Below are 19427 nucleotides of genomic sequence, written 5' to 3' on the forward strand. Positions count from 1 at the left end.
CGCTTGTTATATTAAGCATAACACACAAAACACCCAAGAACAACCCGGAATCGCACAATTTGTTCATAATTCACGGTACTAGGTCACACTTTTTGTGCAACATTATTCCTTTTCAGAGCAAAAAACAGCCCGCATCTGCAGCCAGTCGTTGACTGCAAAAGCGGGCTATTTTCAAAGGGGGGATTCAAAAACAGATCAGAGCAACGAGCTCAAATCGCATTGTATTCCTTGAGGAATTTCTCAAGGTCGGTACCCTCGATCTTTTTCAAAGCTTCCTTCATGGCAAGGCGCGGGATGAGCGGCAGATCCATGTCGGTGATCTTCTTGCCGTCGCGCAGCTTGACCGTTGCATCGATCAGGGCACGTACGTCATAGGTGCTGCCCCAGACCTCGGGCACACCGCGGTCGATGTCCAGCAGGGTGTACACAGCTTCCATACCGGTGCGCATGGAGTATTCGGTGGTGAAGATGGTGTCACGACCGGTCTCGGCGAACTGGCCCAGGAAGGCAAAGTTGACAGCACCCTCCGGCACGATATCAGGACGGTCGCCCATCGCACGCGGCATAAAGAATGCATCGATATACGGCATCATGACCGGGATGGTGTTGGCACTGTGCTCGGCCAGCTCTTCGATCTGATCCTCGGGCGCACCAATGTGGTACAGCCATTCCATGCACAGTTCCTTGCCGGTGCAGTCGCGCATGGCCTTCTTGACGTAGTTGCCGGGCTTATCACTGAACAGGCCGTAGACCCAGACGCACAGCTGGTTCTTAGGCTGGTCGCGGAACTGCTGCTGACGGTTCAGCGTCCAGCTGAGCAGCCAGTTGGAGTCCTTAACCGTGACGATGCCGCCGGTGACGGTGTGGCCGCTGAACGGGTCACGCTTGCAAATCTTCTGGATATACTGCGGGATCTTGTCGTCCAAGGTGGTAATGGTAGCGCTCTCCCAGTTGGAATGTTCCGGGTCGGAGCAGAACTTCTCGGGATGGCCGAAAGCGGGATCCTGTGCAGCGATCTTCTTCCACAGGTCCCAGCCGTTACCCGGCTTGATGGTGGGATCAAAGCCTGCTGCCTTGTCCTGTGCGCCCATCGTGCAGCTTTCCACGCAGCCGCCGTTGGTGATGAACAGCAGATCATTTTCGGTCAGGCCGATGGTGCTGGTCTCCCCCGCATGCTCCACGACCACGCTGCTTGCCTGCTTGCGCTTGCCATTGATATCAAATTTTACGTCCACGACCTTGGTCTCATAGTGGAACTGCACGCCGTGGTCCTTCAGGTAAGTGACCATGGGCAGGATGATGGACTCATACTGGTTGTAGCGGGTAAAACGCAGGGCAGTGAAATCCGGCAGACCGCCGATATGGTGGATATAGCGCTTAAGATAGAGCTTCATTTCCAGAGCACTGTGCCAGTTTTCAAAGGCAAACATGGTGCGCCAGTACAGCCAGAAGTTGGAGTTCAGCACTTCATCATCAAAGAAATCGGTGATCTTCTTATCCTGCAGCTGCTCGTTGGGGGTGAAGAAGAGCTTCATGATCTCCATAGCACCCTTATCAGACAGGCCGAACTTGCCATCGGTGTGGGCATCCTCGCCGCGGTTGACGGTAGCACGGCACAGTGAATAGTTGGGGTCTTCCTTGTTCAGCCAGTAGTACTCATCCAGCACACTGGCACCCTCGGTCTCCAGAGACGGAATGGAGCGCAGCAGATCCCACATGACCTCGAAGTGGTTATCCATCTCGCGGCCACCGCGCATCACGTAACCGATATCGTATTTGTAGCCGTCGCAGGCACCGCCGGGGATGGGGTCTTTCTCAAACACATGCACATGCTCGCCCTTCATCTGGCCGTCACGCACCAGATAACATGCAGCCGTCAGTGCGGCCAGACCGGAACCAATGATATATGCAGATTTATGATCGACACCCTCCGGCTTTTTAGGAGTTGCAAATGCTTCATAGTTGCCACTGGAATAGTACATAGAAAAGCCTCCCTGCTTTTTATTGCTTTTTTCGGCATCCTTGCGCCGTCCTTATGGCAACAGTATACCCCGCGCCGCCGCAGCAGACAACAAACAAACTTTAGCGGGTGTATAAATTTTATACAATCATTCTGTTTTGCTGGAAATACGTACAAATTGTGACAAAAGCCGCCCTAATAGCGAATCGTTCTGTGATATAGCGTGCTTTATAAACCAGTTTCAGCAAAAAGAAAAGCACCCAGATTTCAATGAATCCAGGTGCTTTTTGTTGGTGGAGGCGATGGGAGTCGAACCCATGTCCGAAAAGAGTTCAGTGTAGGTGTCTCCGGGTGCAGGCGATCTACAACATTCCCGCCGCGCCACGCCGATCGTCAGGCTAGCGCATTGGTAGCTTCATGAGTTCCTGCCGGTCCGCAAAGCTTAAGTCCGTTCAGGTGCTGTGTCTAAAGGACGCCCCGGCCCCACATGACACAAGAGTGGGCGGAACGCGCAGCACTCAGGCTGCGAGCAACTGAGAATTGTTATTGTCAGTTAATTTTTTTGGAGGAGTTATAGAGCAGTTCCCCCACTGCTACCCGCTGCCCAGACCTCGCTCTCCCCGTCGAAACCTTTACGCCCCCTTATAAAGCACACCTTGCGGTGTGCAGAAAGCTTTGAAAAAGTTCCGCTTCAGGAAGCGGTCTGAAAAGATCAATAGTATTTGCCGTTGGACTTCATGGCACGGTCAATGGAACGCTTTGCATCGCGCTGGGCGGCATCGGCACGCTTATCATAGAGCTTTTTGCCTTTGCAAAGGCCCACTTCCATTTTCACGCGGCCATGTTTGAAATAGAGCGAAAGCGGCACAAGGGTATATCCCTGCAGCTTGCACTGCTGATGCAGCCGCCGGATCTCACTTTTGTGTGCCAGCAGGCGCCGGACGCGCATCGGATCCTGATTGAACATGTTTCCGTGGTCGTAGGGACTGATATGCATTCCCTTTACCAGCAGTTCACCATCCTCAATATCGACCCAGCTGTCTTTCAGGTTGACCCCTCCGGCACGCAGGCTCTTGACCTCCGTACCTTTCAGTTCAACGCCGGTTTCCAGCGCTTCCAGAACGAAGTATTCATGGCGCGCTTCACGGTTTGTGGCAATGGTTTTTGTTGCCGGACGCTCCTTAGTGGGTGCCATTCCGCGCGCCTCCTTTCTCCATTGTGGTTTGTTGTATCAGTATACCATTTTTTTATGGTTTTGCAAGGGCTGTTTTTGAAGAAACTGTAAATTTTTCCCAATTCACAGCTCACCACGGCCAGAAAGTGCACGATACAAGGTGGTCTCGTCTGTGTACTCCAGACTTGCACCCACCGGCAGACCGTAGGCCAGACGTGTGGTCTTGATGCCCAGAGGCTTGATAAGCTTTGCCAGATACATGGCGGTAGCTTCACCCTCCACCGTGGGGTTCATGGCCATGATGACCTCTTTCACCTTGCCGTCGCCCAGGCGGGCCAGAAGTTCCTTGACGCACAGCTGTTCGGCAGTAATGCCGTCCATCGGGCTGAGCAGGCCGTGCAGCACATGGTACAAGCCGTGATACTCCCTTGTGCGTTCAAACGCCTGCACATCGCGGGGCGTTTCCACCACGCAGATCACAGAAGGATCGCGTTTTGCACTGGCACAGATGGGGCAGATATCCGCTTCTGTATAATTCTGGCAGATACGGCAGCGATGGAGCTTGGTGTGGGCACCCTGAATGGCTCCCGCCAGTGCGGCGGCATCTTCGTCCGACATGCTCAGCACCTGATACGCCATGCGGGTAGCGCCCTTGCGCCCGATCCCCGGAAACTTGCTGAATTCTTCGATCAGCTTTTCCAGCGGGGCAGCAGTATAGCCCATGTTCTTCCCTCCTGCCGGATCAGAGACCGGGGATGTTCATGCCGCCGGTCAGCTTGCCCATTTCAGCTTCGGCAGTTTCGTCCACCTGCTTGACGGTTGCGTTGATGGCAGCAGCCACCATATCTTCCAGCATTTCAACATCATCCGGGTCCACAGCCTCGGGCTTGATGGTGATGGACAGCACTTCGTGCTTGCCGTTCATCTTAACAGTGACCATCTCACCGGCAGCGCTGCCGGTGTACTCGGCAGCTTCCAGCTCGGCCTGTTTGGCTTTCATATCTTCCTGCATCTTCTGTGCCTGACGCATGAGGGCGTTCATATCGGGGCGGCCAAAGCCTGCGGGCATTCTTGCTTTCATAATCGTTTCTCCTTATTGATGCAATGTATTTTTATGATCTCGTTTTCCTTGCGGAATCCTCAATGGACACATCCAACCCCAGCTTTTCCAGTGCACGAAGCGACTGCTCTGCGTTGGAGACCGTTTTGCCAGCGCTCTTTGGTTCATAGGGACCAATGGGCACCGCCGTACCGGACACATCCTTGATCAGCTTTTTGATCAGGCGCTGGCTGTCCTTATTGGCGCGGATAAAATCGCGGAAGGTCTTGCCGCCGTCGATCAGCACGCGGGTGCCATCAAAGTAAGCCTTGGACTTGCGCAGATAGGTGTAGAGCATGGGATCTTTTTCCTGCAGCTGCTGTACCACCTGCGGCCAGTACGGATACAGCACAGTCCCTTCCTGCCCGGCATCCTGTGGCTTTTCCGGCACAGGCTTTGCAGCGGGCGTGGGTGCAGGTTTGGGCGGTTCTGGCTGCGGAACAGGTTCCAACTCTGCCGGCACGGGTGCAGCTGACTGTGCGGCCTGCGCGGCAGGCTCGTCCCAAGGCAGCATTCCGGCCTGCTGCACGGGCGGTTCCTCCGGCAGCGGCGGCAGCTCTTCGGTCTGGACGGGTGAAGTCTGCTCTACAGATATTTCCGACGGCACGGAAGGTTCTGCCTTTACAGGTTTCGGTTCCGCTGCAGGCTGCACCACAGGAACGGACGGTATTGGCGGCTGGGAAATCGGAGCGCTTGCAAAGGGCTGCACAGCAGTTGCCGATGCAAACGGCTGCGGCGCTGCGGGTTGAGCTGCAGCACGGATAGGCGCGGCCTGCACAGGAACTGCCTGCGGCTGCTGGGGCGGTTCGGATAAGCCAAACAATGCAAGTTCCAGCTCGATCCGCTGGTCGCTGCCGCGGGTCATATGTTCCAGCGCACTGCCCAGCGCACGGATGGCACGAATGGCCTCCCGCTGGCCCAGCTGCGGGCCTTTTTCCAGATACAAAGCCTCCTCCTCCGGCGAAACGCCGGACAGAAGGCTCTGCCCGCCCGGCAATGCTGCCAGCATCAAAGCACGATAATGCGCGATCAATTCCTCTGTCAGACGCTTGACATCCACAGACTGCTGGCGAAGCTGTGCCAGCTGGGCCAGTGCTGTGGCACCGTCCTGCGCTTCCAGTGCGTCCGAAATGCGGAACAGATAACTGCGGTCGGTCACACCTGCCATGCGGCGCACCACATCGGCGTCGATTTTCGCCGTAACGCCTGCGCAGGTATCCAGAATGGACAACGCATCGCGCAGCGCACCGTCGGCCAGACGGGCGATCAGTTCCGCACCGTCCGGCGAAAGCTCCAGCTTTTCCTCCCCTGCAATGTATTCCACCCGGCGGGCGATATCCTCCGGCCCGATGCGGGTAAAATCGTACCGCTGGCAGCGGGAAAGAATGGTGGCGGGCACCTTCTGGATTTCAGTGGTTGCCAGAATGAAGATGACGTGGGCAGGCGGTTCTTCCAGCGTTTTGAGCAGCGCATTGAATGCTGCTGTGGACAGCATGTGCACCTCATCGATGATGTATACCTTATATTTACAGGCGCTGGGAGTGTAAGCTGTTTCGTCGCGCAGGTCGCGGATATCGTCCACACCGTTGTTGGAAGCCGCATCCATCTCCACCACGTCCAGAATGCTGCCGTTATCGATGCCCTTGCAAATCTCACACTCGCCGCAGGGGTCTCCATTGACCGGATGCAGGCAGTTGACTGCCTTTGCAAAGATCTTGGCGCAGGTGGTTTTGCCGGTGCCGCGCACGCCGGTAAACAGGTAGGCATGGCCCACACGGTTTGCCGTGATCTGGTTTTTCAGCGCAGTAACAATGGCCCGCTGGCCTACCACATCCTCAAAACGCTGCGGTCTCCATTTGCGGTACAAGGCACGGTACATGGTTCTCTCCCCTTTCCTGCAAAATAAAAAGGACAGCGCTGACGGGGTTTTGTCCCCGCCTTGCGTAACTCGGCATACGGATGCAGGCTTACTGAAACGCACGAACGCACTGCTTAAGGCTGCTTGGTTCCCCACCTGACCTGGTTCACAGCGAATCCATCGTACAGGACCCGCATCCGTATGCCGAACCACGCAGCAGGCGCTGTCCGACACATCCTTCTGAATGCCAGAATATTGTACCATAAACGCAGGCAGATTGCAAGGGGTGGGAGGTATCATTTCACGGCCCACGCATGAAACGATCAAATAGGATAGCCCAAAGTCAGAAAATGTGATGTTCTCAAAAATCCAAGAAAGCGCAGTACATTCTCTGCGCTTTCGCGTTATGTTTGTACTGCGCTTTGCTTTTATCCTGTTATTTTATTAACGGCATTGATTTTGCAGCAGCCCCTTTTTTCTTACAATGCCACATCCAGTGCCATCATCAGCGCAAATCCCAGCACAATGCTTACAACACCGGCAGGCTCATCGCCCTCCACGGCCTGCGGGATCATCTCCTGTGCGGTCACGCACACCATGCAGCCCGCCGCTGCGCTGAGCAGCCACGGCAGCGCAGCACTGACCCATTCGGCCAGAGCAAAGGCAAGCAATGCCCCCAACGGCTCTACCAGCCCGGAAGCCGCTCCCGCAAAAAACGCCTGACTGCGGGTGCGGCCATTATGGGCCAGCGGCAGGCTGACTGCTGCACCTTCCGGGATATTCTGCAGACCGATGCCAAGGCTCAGCGCCAGCGCACCGCTGATAGCATCCGGCTCCCCGGTCAAAGCCAGTGCAGCGGCAAGGCCCGCCACCATACCCTCGGGCAGGTTGTGTAATGTTACAGCCAGCACCATGCGTCCGCCGTGTCGGGCCCCGCCTGCCAGCAGCTGCCCGGCAAACTGTTCCACCTGCAAAAGGCCCACTGCGCCAAGCACAAGCCCCACTGCCGATGGGATCCATGCCGGAAGCGGCAAAGTCTGTCCGCGCTGGATAGCAGGCAGCAGCAGGCTCCACACACTGGCCGCCAGCATAATGCCCGCTGCCATGCCGCACAGGATGCGCTGCGTGCAGGGCCGCGACTGCCGCCGCAGCAAAAACACACCTGCTGCTCCCAGTGTAGTGCACGCCGCCGGGAACAGCAGCACCCACGCAGTGAAAACGATCTGGTTCACGATGCATTCCCCCTTTGCCCGGTGTATGTGCGCCGAAGCAAAAAGGTGCAGAAAAGCCCGTCACACAAAATACAGTGCGACGGGCTTTTCTGTCAGAATGCGATGGCATCTTCTTCGCTGTCAAAGTCATTCTCCGGTTCTTTGACCAGCTTTACCTTCTGGCCTACTGTAAACGGCTGAGTGCCGAAGCGGTAGTTGAGTCCGGTCAATGTAACATAGTACTTCATCTTTATTTCTCTTCAGGAAACATGCATTCCCGTCTTGATTCAAGTGAATAAATAATGAAAGAAATTACAAAGGGATTACAACGCGGTAAAAAATTCTTTCCTGAGTTTTCCTGTGCTTCGATCAGTTTAACAAAAACTCTTTGACTTTTAGCGATAAATTATAACAAAATCGTAGATTATCATTGAAATCTCACTTCTTAGCCCAAAAAGCTCTTGATTTTTTCGCAAAAAAGACTAGAATATCCACTTGCAGAAAGGCACTTCCTGTAGGGCCTTCTGCAAAATACATTTGCGTATGGCAAGGAGATTTTAGATATGAAACTCAAGAATGTTTGTGTTGCTGTTGTTGCTCTGGCTCTGGCTGTTGGCATGACCGCTTGCGGCGGTTCTGCTTCCTCCACTGCTGCATCCTCTTCCGAGGCTGCTTCTACCAGCACTTCTGTTGCTGCTGAGGCCGAGGAGAACACTTCTTCCGCTGTTGCAGAGGAGAACGGTTCTTCTTCTGAGGCTGCTTCCAGCGAGGCCGCTTCTTCTGAGGCCGCTTCCAGTGAGGCTGCTTCCAGCGAAGCTGCTTCTTCTGTTGCAGCTTGATCGCACAGCGCCTAAATTCCAATAAAAGCTGAAGCCGGGCACAGGGAGCCATGAGTTTTCCTGTGCCCGGCTTTTTACAACAAAACGCACCGGATCTTTCAACGAGAACCACCCGGCGCGTTATTTTTTATGCTCCCCAGAACAGGATCCCCAGTCCTGCAGAGAACAGGATCATCCCAATGGGCGATGGTGCTTTGCCCTTTTTCCGGCGGCAAAGGGCATGCAGCCCCCACAGCAGCAGAAACACCACAATGGAACGGAGATCCGGTGCAATGCCTGCCTTGTCCGCTGCAAACCCGGCCAGCGTAGAAAGCGCCATGTTGACTGCAGTTGCAAGGATCATCGCCACCACGCAGGGACGAACGCCGCCAAGAACTGCGTTGATTCCCGCATACTTCATCAAATTCTGCAGCACCGATGCAACGAGCAGGATAATGACAAAGGACGGCAGCACCACACCCAGCGTCGCACACAGCGCACCCCAGAAGCCGCCCTGTGAAGCGCCGATGAAGGTAGCCATATTGATAGCCAGCGGGCCGGGTGTGGATTCCGACACGGCAATGAAGCTGAGAAATTCGCCTTCCGTCAGCCAGCCGTGTCCTAAGACCGTTTCCCGCACCAGCGAGATCATCCCGTAGCCGCCGCCAAAGGACAGCGCGCCGATCATGAGAAAATTCCAGAAAAGTTCTACATAGATCACGGCTTCTTCTCCCCCTTCCGCAGCTGCTGTACTGCATACACCAGCAGCCCGGCCGCACCGCTGAACAGGATGTAAAAAATGGAAGAGAAGGACACTGCTGCAATGGAACAGCCCACCATCGCTGCCGCAACCGTGGTCAGGATGACAATATTGAAAGCACTCCGTTCCAGCTGCTTCAGCATCTTCAGTCCGGCGGAAAGGATCAGATAGATCACACACACCTGAATGCCGTGGAATGCACTTGCCACCACCGAAAGGCGGAGGAACTGGTCAAAGAACAGCGAGATCAGATAAATGACCGCGAAGGACGGAAGACATACCGCCACCGTGGACGCTGCCGCACCTGCCGCACCCTCGATCTTGTAGCCGATATAGGTGGCACTGTTCACCGCCACCGGGCCGGGCGTAGACTCCGCAATTGCCACCATGTCCAGAAATTCTTCTTTTGTCACCCACTTTTTCTCTTCTACAAATTCATTCTGCAGCAAAGCCACCATGGCATAGCCGCCGCCAAACGTGAACGCTCCAATTTTGAAAAACGTCCAGAAAAGCTCCTTTGTTTTCGACATAGCTTTCTCCTTTCTTGCGCCTTATTATATCATTTTTTGTTTTGATATGATATACTTTAATGGAATATGCTGCTTTCTTTGGAAAAAGCAGAAAAAGGAGTTTAGGATATGAAAACAAAATTTGGCATCGTAGGCTGCGGATTTCTGGGCAACATTGTGGCCGATGCATGGAAGAACGGTCTGCTGCCGGACTATGAGCTGGTGGGCGTGACCAGCCGCACCCGTGCTTCGGCAGAAAAACTTGCCGCCGAGGTCGGCTGTCCCGTCTGCGATGATGTGGATGCTCTGCTGACACTGCAGCCGGAATACATTGTGGAGACTGCTTCGGTGGAGGCTGTGCGCGCCATGGCTGTGCCTGTACTGAAAAAAGGCGTGAACCTGGTCATCATTTCCATTGGCGCGTTTGCGGACCTTGATTTTTACGAGCAGGTCAAGGCCGCTGCCGTGGAGGGCGATGCCAAGGTGCATCTGGCAAGCGGTGCCATTGGCGGCTTTGATGTGCTGCAGACCGTCACCCTGATGGCCGAGGCCCAGCAGCTGGCCGAGACGGCAGGCATTGAGACCCACACCGGAGCCAAGGGCTTCCGCAACACGCCGGTATGGGCCGACCACCTGCTGACCGATACCGAAAAGACCACCGTGTTCACCGGCAATGCCAAGCAGGCCATTGCCACCTTCCCCCGCCGCGTGAATGTGGCTGTTGCCACCTCGCTGGCCACCACCGGCCCGGAGATCACCGGCGTGACCATGCACTCGGTACCCGGCTGGGTGGGCGACGACCACTGCATCACCGCCGAGATCGAGGGCGTGAAGGCCGTGGTGGATATCTGCTCTTCCACCAGCGCCATTGCCGGTTGGAGCGTAGTTGCCCTGCTGCGCAACCTCTCCTCCCCCGTATGCTTCTATTAAAGGAGGGCTTTGCAGATGTTCAACAAACTGGTGGCCATTGAGCCGGTAAGCCTGATTCCTTCCGCCGAGGAAGCGCTGCATCAGTACGCAAAAGAAGTGGTGCTGTACCGCGATATCCCGGCCAGCGACGACGAAATCGTGCAGCGCATCGGAGATGCCGATGCCGTGCTTTTGAGCTACACCTCCCGCATGGGCAAAAATGTGATCGAGCGCTGCCCGAATATCCGTTACATCGGCATGTGCTGCAGCCTGTATTCTGAGGAAAGCGCCAATGTGGATATCGCCTACGCCCGCACCCGCGGCATCAAAGTGCTGGGCATCCGGGACTACGGCGACCGCGGCGTTGTGGAGTACGTCCTGCATGAGCTCACCGGCATCCTGCACGGTTTTGGGATGCCCATGCTGCGGGACGAGCCGGTGGAGATCACCGGGCTGAAGGCAGGCATCATCGGGCTGGGTGTGTCCGGCAAAATGATCGCCGACGCGCTGCAGTTCATGGGTGCCGACATTGCCTATTACAGCCGCACCCGCAAGCCGGATGCCGAAGCTGTGGGCATGGCCTATAAGCCGCTGGCACAGCTGCTGACCGAGAGCGAGGTGGTGTTCACCTGCCTGAACAAGAACGTACTGCTGTTGGGCAAGGACGAATTTGCACAGCTGGGCGCAGGCAAGGTGCTGTTCAACACCTCCATCGGCCCGGGCTTTGACTCTGCTGCTCTGGAACAGTGGCTTGCTCTGCCGGGCACCCACTTCTTCTGTGACACCCGTGCCGCTGCCGGCCCGGTGGGTGAAGACTTCTTTGCCCGTGAGAATGTGCATTGCGCGAATGTTTCTGCCGGACGCACCAAGCAGGCTTTTGTGCTGCTGAGCCAGAAGGTGCTGGCAAATATCCGCACTGCACTGGGAGAATGATATAAAAAGGAAACGCTTCCCGGCCGGGGAAGCGTTTCCTTTTAGGCTTTATTCAAAATTGTTGTGATCTCTTCCAGATTCGCCGCAAATCGGATGCCCTGCTGGCGCTGCGGCGTGGAAAGGCCTTTCTCGATCATTTTGGCAAGCAGTGCTTTCAGGCTGTCGTAGTAGCCGTTCAGATCATACAGGATGCAGGGCGCGTCCAACTGGCCCAGCGAGACCTTGGACATTACCTCTGCGATTTCTTCCAGCGTGCCGGTACCGCCGGGGAATGCGATGAAGGCATCGCCCAGCTCGATCATCTTCGTCTTGCGCTCGGTCATGTCCTTGGTGACGATCAGCTCGGTCAGGCCATCGTGCTGCAGCTCCTGCTGCACAAAGAACTGCGGTTCCACACCGGTCACCGTGCCGCCTGCGTCCAGCGCGCTCTGGGCAAGCTGACCCATTAGGCCGCTGCGGGAGCCGCCGTACACAAGGCGGTGCCCGTTTGCACCGATCCAGCTGCCCAGTTCCCGGACAGCTTCCGCCAGCGCAGGATCATTGCCCGCATTTGCTCCAAGATAGACCGTGATGTTCATGGTATTTCCCCCTTTGTTTTTTTCATTTTACCACGCAGCGGGCCGATTGAAAAGGGCCATCCCCTTGCAAATGCAGCGGCACTGTGGTATTCTTGAACGCAGAAAAAAGGGAGCCTGCAAAAGCAGGCTGAGAGTGGGCTGTTTGCCCAGACCTGTGACCTGATTTGGACAATGCCAACGTAGGGAGATACTGCTGCTTCAAAGTGCGGAAATGCCTCCTTGCGGGCATTTCCGCATTTTTTGCAAAGGAAGTTGTAACCATGAAAACTGCATTGACGATTGCCGGCAGCGATTCCAGCGGCGGTGCTGGCATCCAGGCCGATATCAAAACCATGACTGCAAACGGCGTGTATGCCATGAGCGCCATTACCGCACTGACTGCCCAGAACACCACAGGTGTGACCGGCATTTTTGAAGCCACGCCCGAATTTCTGGCACAGGAGATCGATGCCATTTTTACCGACATCTACCCGGATGCCGTCAAGATCGGCATGGTATCCTCGGCAGAGCTGATCGGTGTGATCGCCGAAAAGCTGCACACCTACGGCGCAAAGCATATCGTGGTGGACCCGGTGATGGTTGCCACCTCCGGCTCCAAGCTGCTGCGGGACGATGCCGTGCAGGCACTGACCGAAAAGCTGCTGCCCATGGCAGAGGTGGTCACCCCCAACATTCCGGAGGCTGAGATCCTTTCCGGCATGAAGATCACCGATGCGGCCGGAATGGAGGCCGCTGCAAGGCTGATCAGCGAAAAATACCACTGTGCCGTGCTGTGCAAGGGCGGCCACCAGATCAACGATGCCGACGACCTTCTGTGGCGGGACGGCTGCGGCAAATGGTTCCGCGGCAAGCGCATTGCAAACCCCAATACCCACGGCACCGGCTGCACCCTATCCAGCGCCATTGCGTCCAATCTGGCAAAGGGCTATGATCTGGATGCATCTGTGGAGCGCGCAAAGGCCTACATTTCCGGCTGTCTTTCTGCCATGCTGGATCTGGGCCACGGCTCCGGCCCCATGAACCACATGTTTGCACTGAAGGGAGAGTTTGTGGGTGAGTGAGCAGACCTTTGTGCAGCAGCTGGTGCAGGAAAGTCTGCCTGTGTGGGAGAAATGCCTGCACTCAGAATTTCTGACTCACCTTGCGGATGGCACACTGGATGAAGCCTGCTTCAAGGGCTACATCGTGGAGGACAGTCTTTACCTGCGGGAATATGCCAAGGTGTTTGCCTGGGGCATGACTAAGGCAAAGGATATGCAGACCATCCGCACCTACTATTCCCTGCTTTCCTTCGTGAATGAGAGCGAGGATGCAGCCCGCCTGCACTATCTCAAGCACTTTGGACTGACCGATGAAGGCATCCAGAGCCTGCCGCTGCGGCCGGAGAACCGTGCCTATGTGGACTCTATGATCGAAGCCGCCAAAAACGGCGAGGGCGCAGCCGAGTGCATGATGGCCTGCCTGCCCTGTATGCTGAGCTATGGCTGGATCTTCCAGAAACTGCTGGAAGAAAAGCCTTCCGTGCAGGATACCCTTTATGGTGCACTGGTGGTGGACTATGCTGACAAGGGCTATGAGGCGGCCTGCCGCGACTGGGCCGCGTTTGCAGAAAAAGTCTGCGAAGGCCTGAGCGACGAACGCCTTGCCCGCTGCCGCGAGATCTTCCATGCCTGCTCGGAGCACGAGCTGAACTTCTGGGCCATGGCAGCTTCCCCGCGCAGTGACCTGTAATTTTCCTAAAATATAAAATGCACCCGGCCTGTGGGCAGAACCGCAGCAACCGGGTGCATTTGTTTTGTTCAGGGTTTCGTGGCCGCAGCCGCAGGCATGAGCCTTCGTGCCGGAAATAAGGGAGCCCTAAAACAAAAACTCCCCCGGCTCTTCTACCGAGGGAGTGGAAAAGAAAAAAGCCCCTAACAGAAGAACTCTCTTCTGTCAAGGACGAATAAAATATGACCTTTTATCCGCGGTGCCACCCTGACTTCATGGGCATGACCCCATGCACTTGGCGGGATGCCAACACATCCCCGGCAACTGACGTATGCCCTACGTTGCAGAATACTGTGCGGCGAAAGTTCTCCGCAGTTCCCTGCACCCTCAGCGGTCCATTTCGGGAAAATATAACGCAAAGTCACACTTTCCTTGACGAACTGTTTCCGGTCTGCTTCTCAGCTGCGCAGGCTCTCTGTACAGGCATGGTTCGCCGTTATCTCCGCTTCAACGGTTTAGTGTATTGAATTTTGCTATATTAAACCACAGATTTTTCGTTTGTCAATCCCTGTTTGCAATTTTTTCAAAATCAGCCTATGTCCACAGTGGGTTCAGCGCTTCCGGCGGCTGTTCGTGCTGGAAAACTTCACCGCTTTTGCCGGCCTGCGGCGGCTGTGCAACGCACTGTAGTAGCCAAAGGCAGTGCCGCATAAGCCGCCCACAATGTGCATGAAGTTTGCTACATTGTCGTGCACAAAAATGATATCGTACACCTGCTGACCAAAGTACAGCGCTGCAACCAGCAGCATGGTGACCGGGATGCCGCCGGAGAAGCCCGCCAGCGACGAAAGCATGATAAGCATGAACACGATGCCGGACGCACCCAGCAGCCCCGAACGCGGGAACAGCACGCATTGCAGCACACCGGTGACCAGAGCGGTGAACACCATGCCGCACAAAAGCGGCTTGCTGCCGTACTTTTCTTCCATTGGCGGGCCAACAACGAGCAGCAACAGCATATTATTCAGAAAGTGATCCCAGCTGGCATGGCCCAGCACATGGCCGAACAGCCGGATGTAGAACAGCGGGTCCTTCAGCGAGGAGCGGTAGACACAGAACAGATGCATCGTCGTCCACCCGTCCGTCCACTGGTCGAGGAACAGCACCAGAAGTGACAGCAGGAAAAATGTGAGGATCACCGGGGAGTTGTACTGCAGTTCCAGTTTGAGTTTTACTTTTTTCATCCTCTTGTCTCCACCCAGTATTCGCCCATGCTCTGGCCGGGCTGGTTCGTCACTTCATCCTTAAGGTAATCGCCAAGGCCGCAGCTTTCCGGCTGCCATGCAAGGGCTGCTTCCACCGTGGGGTACTCCACCTCGGCATACCAGAACTCAGTGGGCTGGCCTTCGTCCACATGGTTCACTTCCAGCACAGAACCGTCCGGCAGGGTGTAGCTGCGGCGCAGCTTCGGGATGAGAGGTTTGCCGATGATCTTGTGTTCCAGATCCTCAAACAGCGTTTTATCGATGCTGCGCTCGATCTCCTCGCGGGCAAGGCCGCCCCCGGATTTGAAGCAGAGGATGTAGTCCGTTCTGCCGCCGGTGAGGGCTTCTTCCCGGATGCGCACAGTGGGCCGCACGCTGATATAGCCCTGCCGCATGGCAAATTCCTCTCTGAGGGGCAGCCCCTCCGGCCAGCCCTTCACCATCCATTTGCGTTCGATTTCCATAATGCATCCCTCTTTCATGCGGTTTTTTGGCATTTCTTATTTATAATAACATGATTTTGTGCTATTATAAAGAGTAGATTTTTACTCCTTCTGTCTGCAAACGCGGGACGAAGGGAGTTCGTTCATGATAAGGAGAACCATATGAAAGAACGCGCTTACCCTGTGTATACCGTTAACAAACACGCCGAGGGCTTGCTGGTGGGCGGGCATCCATGGGTGTACGAGAACGACATCCTCCATTCCCCGGAAAATGAGCCGGAAAATGGCACTCTGGCCGATGTGGTCAGCACCAAGGGTTCCTACCTTGGCACCGGCTTCGTTTCGCTCAAAAGCAAGATCCGCGTGCGGCTGATCTCCCGCAACGCCAATGACACCTTTGATGCAGCTTTCTGGCGCCGCCGGGTGGAATATGCATGGAGCTACCGCAAAACCGTGCTGGAACCCGCAGACCTTTCTGCCTGCCGCGTCATTTTTGGCGAGGCCGACCAGTTCCCCGGGCTGACTGTGGACCGGTTCAGCAACATCCTCGTCACCCAGACCCTGAGCGTGGGCATGGAAAAGCTCAAGCCCATCCTCTTCCCCATTCTGGCAGAAGTCCTGCGCGCCGACGGCCAGACCATCGACGGCATCTACGAGCGCAACGATGAGGCTCTGCGCGCAAAGGAAGGTCTTGAGCAGAACAAAGGCTGGTTTGAGCTGCCCGGTGAGACTCATCCGGCAAGCACCCAGACCGAGATCTGCGAGAACGGAATTTACTATCATGTGGATTTCGAGAACGGCCAAAAGACCGGCTTCTTCCTTGATCAGAAGTACAACCGCCGGGCGGTGGCACGTCTTGCCGCAGGCCACACCGTGCTGGACTGCTTTACCCATACCGGCAGCTTTGCACTGAACGCCGCTGCGGGCGGCGCTACCCGTGTGACCGCCGCCGACATCAGCGCCGAGGCCATTGCCATGGCGCAGCGCAATGCCCAGCGCAACGGGCTGACCAATATGGACTTTTTGTGCGAGGACACCTTTGAGCTGCTGCCCCGCTTGGAAAGAGAGGGACACCCCTACGATTTTATCATTCTGGACCCGCCGGCCTTTACCAAGGCGCGCCGCACTGTGGAGAACGCCATGCGCGGTTACAAGGAGATCAACTACCGTGCCATGAAGCTGCTGCCCCGCGGCGGCTATCTGGCAACTGCCAGCTGCTCCCATTTTGCCACCGAGGAGCTGTTCATCAAGATGCTGCGCGCCGCTGCAAAGGATGCGCACCGCCAGCTGCGGCAGATCGAGGTGAAGCAGCAGGCACCGGATCATCCGATCCTGTGGGGTGTGCCGGAGACCAACTACCTCAAGTTCTTTTTGTTCCAGGTGATCTGACCATTTAGAATGCCCTCCGCTTCGCTCTGGGCATATTTAAAGGAAATATTATTTTTATATTGGCGTTTGTCGCGGCCTGCGGGCCGCTCCAAACGCATTTTCACAAAAGGGGTCGTAGCGGGTAGTAGCATCTGCGGCTGTCACGCAACGGATAAGCCTAGGTTTTGCAAATGCAATTGTCCGTAACGACTCCTCCCGTGAAAAAACAGTTCCGGCGGGCCCGCAGGCCTGCCGGAACTGCAAATTTAAAAATATTATTTCCGCTGATATTGCCAGAGCGCAAGCGGAGGCAATTCCAAATCGTTCTGTTCCGGTTTAAAGGTTCAAAAGTCATACCAAGTGCGGATGCTCCAAAAATGCAGGAAGCTGTTTGTACAGAATCGTCAGATTTGTCAATTGCCTTTTTGGCCCGCCGGGGCTATAATCAAACCATAGACAGCAACGGCGCTGTGGGTCACCTCCTGACTCGCAGCGCCGTTTTTGTTAAGATGCTTTCGTACTTCTGGGTGCGGCATTGCGGCAGACCAGAATGCAGACGAAAGGGTAAGAAAAATAAGATCAAGTAAGGAGTAGGATTTATGGCAGCGAATGTTATGGAAATCTACGGCAGCAAGGTCTTTAACGAACATGTGATGAAGGAGCGCCTGCCGAGCGCAACCTATAAGAGCCTGAAGAACACCCTGCACAAGGGTGCTCCGCTGGACATTGAGGTGGCAAACGTTGTGGCCAGCGTGATGAAGCGCTGGGCCATGGAGCTGGGTGCCACCCACTACACCCACTGGTTCCAGCCGCTGACCGGCATCACCAGTGAGAAGCACGATGGCTTTGTTTCCCCTGTGGGCGACGGCACCGCCATCATGGAGTTCTCCGGCAAGGAGCTGGTGCGCGGCGAGCCCGATGCATCTTCCTTCCCCTCCGGCGGTCTGCGCGCCACCTGCGAGGCCCGCGGCTACACTGCATGGGACCCCACCAGCTACGCATTCGTGAAGGATGACGTGCTGTGCATCCCCACCGCATTCGTCAGCTACACCGGCGAGGCTCTGGATAAGAAGACCCCCCTGCTGCGTTCCATGAACGCACTGTCCAATCAGGCGGTTCGTATCCTGAAGCTGTTCGGCAAGGATGTGGATTACGTCTCCACCACCGTCGGTCCCGAGCAGGAGTACTTCCTTATCAAGAAAGAGGATTACGAGGCCCGTCAGGATCTGATCCTCACCGGCCGCACCCTGTTCGGTGCCCCCTCTGCCAAGGGTCAGGAGCTGGAAGAGCACTACTTCGGTGTCATTCGTCCCGAGGTCTCCGAGTTTATGAAGGAACTGGACGAAGAGCTGTGGAAGCTGGGCATTCCCGCCAAGACCAAGCACAACGAAGTTGCTCCCTGCCAGCATGAGCTGGCTCCCATCTTCGACACCACCAACGTTGCCATCGACCACAACCTGCTGACGATGGAGATGATGAAGAAGATTGCTCCCAAGTACGGTCTGGTCTGCCTGCAGCATGAGAAGCCTTTTGAGGGCGTGAACGGCAGCGGCAAGCATAACAACTGGTCCATGTCCACCACCCACGAGAATCTGCTCGACCCGGGCGACACCCCCATGGAGAATCTGCAGTTCCTTGTGTTCCTGGCTGCTGTCATCAAGGCTGTTGACGAGTACGCCGATCTGCTGCGCACCTCCGTTGCCACTCCCGGCAACGATCACCGTCTGGGTGCCAACGAGGCACCTCCGGCTATCATTTCCATCTTTGTGGGCGAAGAGCTGGAAGCTGTCATCGATGCTATCGCATCCGATTCCCCCTATGCCGGCCCCGTCAAGATGAAGATGGATCTGGGCGTTGATGTCCTGCCCAAGTTCAGCAAGGATACCACCGACCGCAACCGTACCTCTCCCTTTGCCTTCACCGGCAACAAGTTCGAGTTCCGTATGCCCGGTTCCGCTGAGAACCTGAGTGATGCCAACACCATCCTGAACACCGCCGTTGCAAAGGAACTGAAGGGCTACGCCGACGAGCTGGAGAGCGCTGAGGACTTTACCAGCGCCGTGATTGCTCTGGTCAAGCGCACCATCCGCGACCACCGCCGCGTCATCTTCAACGGCAACGGCTACACTGCCGAGTGGGAAGAGGAAGCCGCAAAGCGCGGTCTGCCCAACAAGAAGAACACCCCCGCTGCTCTGCCTGCCCTGATCGAGCCCAAGAACATTGCCCTGATGGAAGAGTTCGGCGTGCTGACCAAGGTAGAGATGGAGAGCCGCTACGAGGTGGAGATGGAGCACTACTCCAAGATCATCAACATCGAGGCTCTGACCATGCTGGAAATGGCCCGCAAGCAGCTGCTGCCTGCCGTCAACTCCTACATGAGTGAGCTTGCCAATACCGCAGCATCCAAACTGGCCGTCAGCGAGAACATCAGCGTGCGCAGTGAGACCAAGACCCTGACCAAGCTCTCTGCTGATGCCGATGCTATGAGCGACGCTGTCGATACCCTGCAGGATGCAGTGGATGCTTCCAAGGCATTGCCCACCGAGGCAGAAAAGGCCGTTGCTTTCCACGACAACGTGCTGCCTGCAATGGATGCTCTGCGTGCCGCTGCGGACGACGCCGAGACCATCTGCGGTGAGGATTATTGGCCTCTGCCCAGCTACAGCAAGATGCTCTACTACGTCTGATCTTTCATCAGCGTAACAGCAGAATAGCATCCGTAGGCTGCGGAATTTAAAATTGCCATTCTCCTTTTCCTATTTCTTACACCAGCCTAAAGACCTGCTCCCATTCTGAGGGCAGGCCTTTAGGCGTTTTATTTGAAAGGGAAAC

At 55.9% G+C, this 19427-nt stretch carries 19 protein-coding genes, 2 other RNA genes and 1 riboswitch; of the genes, 7 read left to right on the forward strand and 14 right to left on the reverse strand.

Features of this window, described 5'->3' with window-relative positions; all coding sequences use genetic code 11:
• Positions 1–209: 209 nt before the first annotated feature.
• The 9 genes from DW937_RS01985 to DW937_RS15380 form a co-directional block, all read right to left on the reverse strand.
• Positions 210–1982 carry an oleate hydratase gene (locus DW937_RS01985; protein WP_120119972.1) on the reverse strand — a complete coding sequence of 591 codons (1773 nt, stop codon included), beginning with the start codon at positions 1980–1982 and terminating at the stop codon, positions 210–212.
• A 269-nt stretch (positions 1983–2251) separates the two neighbouring features.
• Positions 2252–2602: a transfer-messenger RNA gene (gene ssrA / locus DW937_RS01990) on the reverse strand.
• Positions 2603–2672: 70 nt separating this feature from the next.
• Positions 2673–3155, reverse strand: coding sequence for an SsrA-binding protein SmpB (smpB, locus tag DW937_RS01995; protein WP_005941729.1), 483 nt, complete (start codon positions 3153–3155; stop codon positions 2673–2675).
• A gap of 102 nt (positions 3156–3257) precedes the next feature.
• Positions 3258–3857, reverse strand: a complete 600-nt coding sequence (gene recR, locus DW937_RS02000; protein WP_005941730.1) for a recombination mediator RecR — start codon at positions 3855–3857, stop codon at positions 3258–3260.
• A 19-nt stretch (positions 3858–3876) separates the two neighbouring features.
• Entirely contained in the window at positions 3877–4215 is a 339-nt protein-coding gene (locus DW937_RS02005; protein ID WP_097774953.1) for a YbaB/EbfC family nucleoid-associated protein, read from the reverse strand.
• A 31-nt stretch (positions 4216–4246) separates the two neighbouring features.
• Positions 4247–6112 (reverse strand): DNA polymerase III subunit gamma/tau, encoded by a 1866-nt coding sequence (gene dnaX, locus DW937_RS02010; protein ID WP_120119973.1) that lies wholly within the window; start codon positions 6110–6112, stop codon positions 4247–4249.
• Positions 6113–6189: 77 nt separating this feature from the next.
• An RNA gene (gene ffs, locus DW937_RS02015) (signal recognition particle sRNA small type) lies at positions 6190–6288 on the reverse strand.
• Positions 6289–6570: 282 nt separating this feature from the next.
• The gene (locus DW937_RS02020; RefSeq protein WP_165852859.1) at positions 6571–7323 is read right to left on the reverse strand and encodes a ZIP family metal transporter; all 753 of its coding nucleotides are present in this window, start codon (positions 7321–7323) and stop codon (positions 6571–6573) included.
• Positions 7324–7415: 92 nt separating this feature from the next.
• Positions 7416–7550 carry a hypothetical protein gene (locus tag DW937_RS15380; protein WP_279221242.1) on the reverse strand — a complete coding sequence of 45 codons (135 nt, stop codon included), beginning with the start codon at positions 7548–7550 and terminating at the stop codon, positions 7416–7418.
• Between the two features lie 315 nt (positions 7551–7865).
• On the opposite strand from DW937_RS15380, the gene DW937_RS02025 reads away from it, so the two are divergent.
• The gene (locus DW937_RS02025) at positions 7866–8141 is read left to right on the forward strand and encodes a hypothetical protein (RefSeq protein ID WP_118527025.1); all 276 of its coding nucleotides are present in this window, start codon (positions 7866–7868) and stop codon (positions 8139–8141) included.
• Between the two features lie 127 nt (positions 8142–8268).
• Here the strand turns inward: DW937_RS02025 and DW937_RS02030 are convergent, their stop codons facing one another.
• Together DW937_RS02030 and DW937_RS02035 are read right to left on the reverse strand one after the other, a co-directional pair.
• Positions 8269–8841, reverse strand: coding sequence for a chromate transporter (locus DW937_RS02030; protein WP_120119974.1), 573 nt, complete (start codon positions 8839–8841; stop codon positions 8269–8271).
• The gene (locus DW937_RS02035) at positions 8838–9410 is read right to left on the reverse strand and encodes a chromate transporter (RefSeq protein ID WP_120119975.1); all 573 of its coding nucleotides are present in this window, start codon (positions 9408–9410) and stop codon (positions 8838–8840) included. Before DW937_RS02035 ends, DW937_RS02030 begins: the two co-directional genes overlap by 4 nt.
• 108 nt (positions 9411–9518) lie before the next feature.
• Between DW937_RS02035 and DW937_RS02040 the strand changes: the two genes are divergently transcribed.
• Complete coding sequence (locus tag DW937_RS02040; RefSeq protein ID WP_120119976.1) at positions 9519–10319, forward strand: aspartate dehydrogenase domain-containing protein; 801 nt, start codon at positions 9519–9521, stop codon at positions 10317–10319.
• 15 nt (positions 10320–10334) lie between these two features.
• Positions 10335–11231, forward strand: coding sequence for a D-isomer specific 2-hydroxyacid dehydrogenase family protein (locus DW937_RS02045; RefSeq protein WP_120119977.1), 897 nt, complete (start codon positions 10335–10337; stop codon positions 11229–11231).
• Positions 11232–11272: 41 nt separating this feature from the next.
• Here the strand turns inward: DW937_RS02045 and DW937_RS02050 are convergent, their stop codons facing one another.
• The gene (locus DW937_RS02050; protein WP_097774947.1) at positions 11273–11809 is read right to left on the reverse strand and encodes a TIGR00730 family Rossman fold protein; all 537 of its coding nucleotides are present in this window, start codon (positions 11807–11809) and stop codon (positions 11273–11275) included.
• Between the two features lie 96 nt (positions 11810–11905).
• Positions 11906–12012, forward strand: a riboswitch (TPP riboswitch).
• A gap of 57 nt (positions 12013–12069) precedes the next feature.
• Here DW937_RS02050 and thiD point away from each other — a divergent pair.
• Both thiD and DW937_RS02060 read left to right on the forward strand, forming a co-directional pair.
• Entirely contained in the window at positions 12070–12870 is an 801-nt protein-coding gene (gene thiD / locus DW937_RS02055; protein ID WP_120120182.1) for a bifunctional hydroxymethylpyrimidine kinase/phosphomethylpyrimidine kinase, read from the forward strand.
• A complete protein-coding gene (locus DW937_RS02060; protein ID WP_097777858.1) occupies positions 12863–13540 on the forward strand; it encodes a TENA/THI-4 family protein in 678 nt (225 codons plus the stop codon). The genes thiD and DW937_RS02060 overlap by 8 nt, the downstream gene beginning before the upstream one ends.
• A gap of 590 nt (positions 13541–14130) precedes the next feature.
• Here DW937_RS02060 and DW937_RS02065 read toward each other — a convergent pair.
• A complete protein-coding gene (locus tag DW937_RS02065; protein ID WP_005941761.1) occupies positions 14131–14763 on the reverse strand; it encodes a rhomboid family intramembrane serine protease in 633 nt (210 codons plus the stop codon).
• Positions 14760–15248 carry a CYTH domain-containing protein gene (locus DW937_RS02070; RefSeq protein WP_120119978.1) on the reverse strand — a complete coding sequence of 163 codons (489 nt, stop codon included), beginning with the start codon at positions 15246–15248 and terminating at the stop codon, positions 14760–14762. Before DW937_RS02070 ends, DW937_RS02065 begins: the two co-directional genes overlap by 4 nt.
• Before the next feature lie 141 nt (positions 15249–15389).
• Here DW937_RS02070 and DW937_RS02075 point away from each other — a divergent pair, with 141 nt between their 5' ends.
• Together DW937_RS02075 and DW937_RS02080 are read left to right on the forward strand one after the other, a co-directional pair.
• Positions 15390–16616: a class I SAM-dependent rRNA methyltransferase gene (locus DW937_RS02075; RefSeq protein ID WP_120119979.1), complete on the forward strand. Its 1227-nt coding sequence runs from the start codon at positions 15390–15392 to the stop codon at positions 16614–16616.
• A gap of 578 nt (positions 16617–17194) precedes the next feature.
• Complete coding sequence (locus tag DW937_RS02080) at positions 17195–19282, forward strand: glutamine synthetase III (RefSeq protein WP_097774943.1); 2088 nt, start codon at positions 17195–17197, stop codon at positions 19280–19282.
• Positions 19283–19427 lie beyond the last annotated feature (145 nt).

This window comes from Faecalibacterium sp. AM43-5AT (assembly GCF_003603345.1).
Classification (GTDB): Bacteria; Bacillota; Clostridia; order Oscillospirales; family Ruminococcaceae; genus Faecalibacterium; species Faecalibacterium taiwanense.

Bases quoted from the DNA above. Each gene is read 5' to 3' on its own strand.
- thiD (WP_120120182.1), top strand. From the start codon at position 12,070: ATGAAAACTGCATTGACGATTGCCGGCAGCGATTCCAGCGGCGGTGCT.
- DW937_RS02040 (WP_120119976.1), top strand. From the start codon at position 9,519: ATGAAAACAAAATTTGGCATCGTAGGCTGCGGATTTCTGGGCAACATT.
- DW937_RS02065 (WP_005941761.1), bottom strand. From the start codon at position 14,763: ATGAAAAAAGTAAAACTCAAACTGGAACTGCAGTACAACTCCCCGGTG.
- DW937_RS02045 (WP_120119977.1), top strand. From the start codon at position 10,335: ATGTTCAACAAACTGGTGGCCATTGAGCCGGTAAGCCTGATTCCTTCC.
- dnaX (WP_120119973.1), bottom strand. From the start codon at position 6,112: ATGTACCGTGCCTTGTACCGCAAATGGAGACCGCAGCGTTTTGAGGAT.
- DW937_RS02050 (WP_097774947.1), bottom strand. From the start codon at position 11,809: ATGAACATCACGGTCTATCTTGGAGCAAATGCGGGCAATGATCCTGCG.
- DW937_RS15380 (WP_279221242.1), bottom strand. From the start codon at position 7,550: ATGAAGTACTATGTTACATTGACCGGACTCAACTACCGCTTCGGCACT.
- DW937_RS02075 (WP_120119979.1), top strand. From the start codon at position 15,390: ATGAAAGAACGCGCTTACCCTGTGTATACCGTTAACAAACACGCCGAG.
- DW937_RS02035 (WP_120119975.1), bottom strand. From the start codon at position 9,410: ATGTCGAAAACAAAGGAGCTTTTCTGGACGTTTTTCAAAATTGGAGCG.
- DW937_RS02005 (WP_097774953.1), bottom strand. From the start codon at position 4,215: ATGAAAGCAAGAATGCCCGCAGGCTTTGGCCGCCCCGATATGAACGCC.
- smpB (WP_005941729.1), bottom strand. From the start codon at position 3,155: ATGGCACCCACTAAGGAGCGTCCGGCAACAAAAACCATTGCCACAAAC.
- DW937_RS01985 (WP_120119972.1), bottom strand. From the start codon at position 1,982: ATGTACTATTCCAGTGGCAACTATGAAGCATTTGCAACTCCTAAAAAG.
- DW937_RS02070 (WP_120119978.1), bottom strand. From the start codon at position 15,248: ATGGAAATCGAACGCAAATGGATGGTGAAGGGCTGGCCGGAGGGGCTG.
- recR (WP_005941730.1), bottom strand. From the start codon at position 3,857: ATGGGCTATACTGCTGCCCCGCTGGAAAAGCTGATCGAAGAATTCAGC.
- DW937_RS02025 (WP_118527025.1), top strand. From the start codon at position 7,866: ATGAAACTCAAGAATGTTTGTGTTGCTGTTGTTGCTCTGGCTCTGGCT.
- DW937_RS02080 (WP_097774943.1), top strand. From the start codon at position 17,195: ATGGCAGCGAATGTTATGGAAATCTACGGCAGCAAGGTCTTTAACGAA.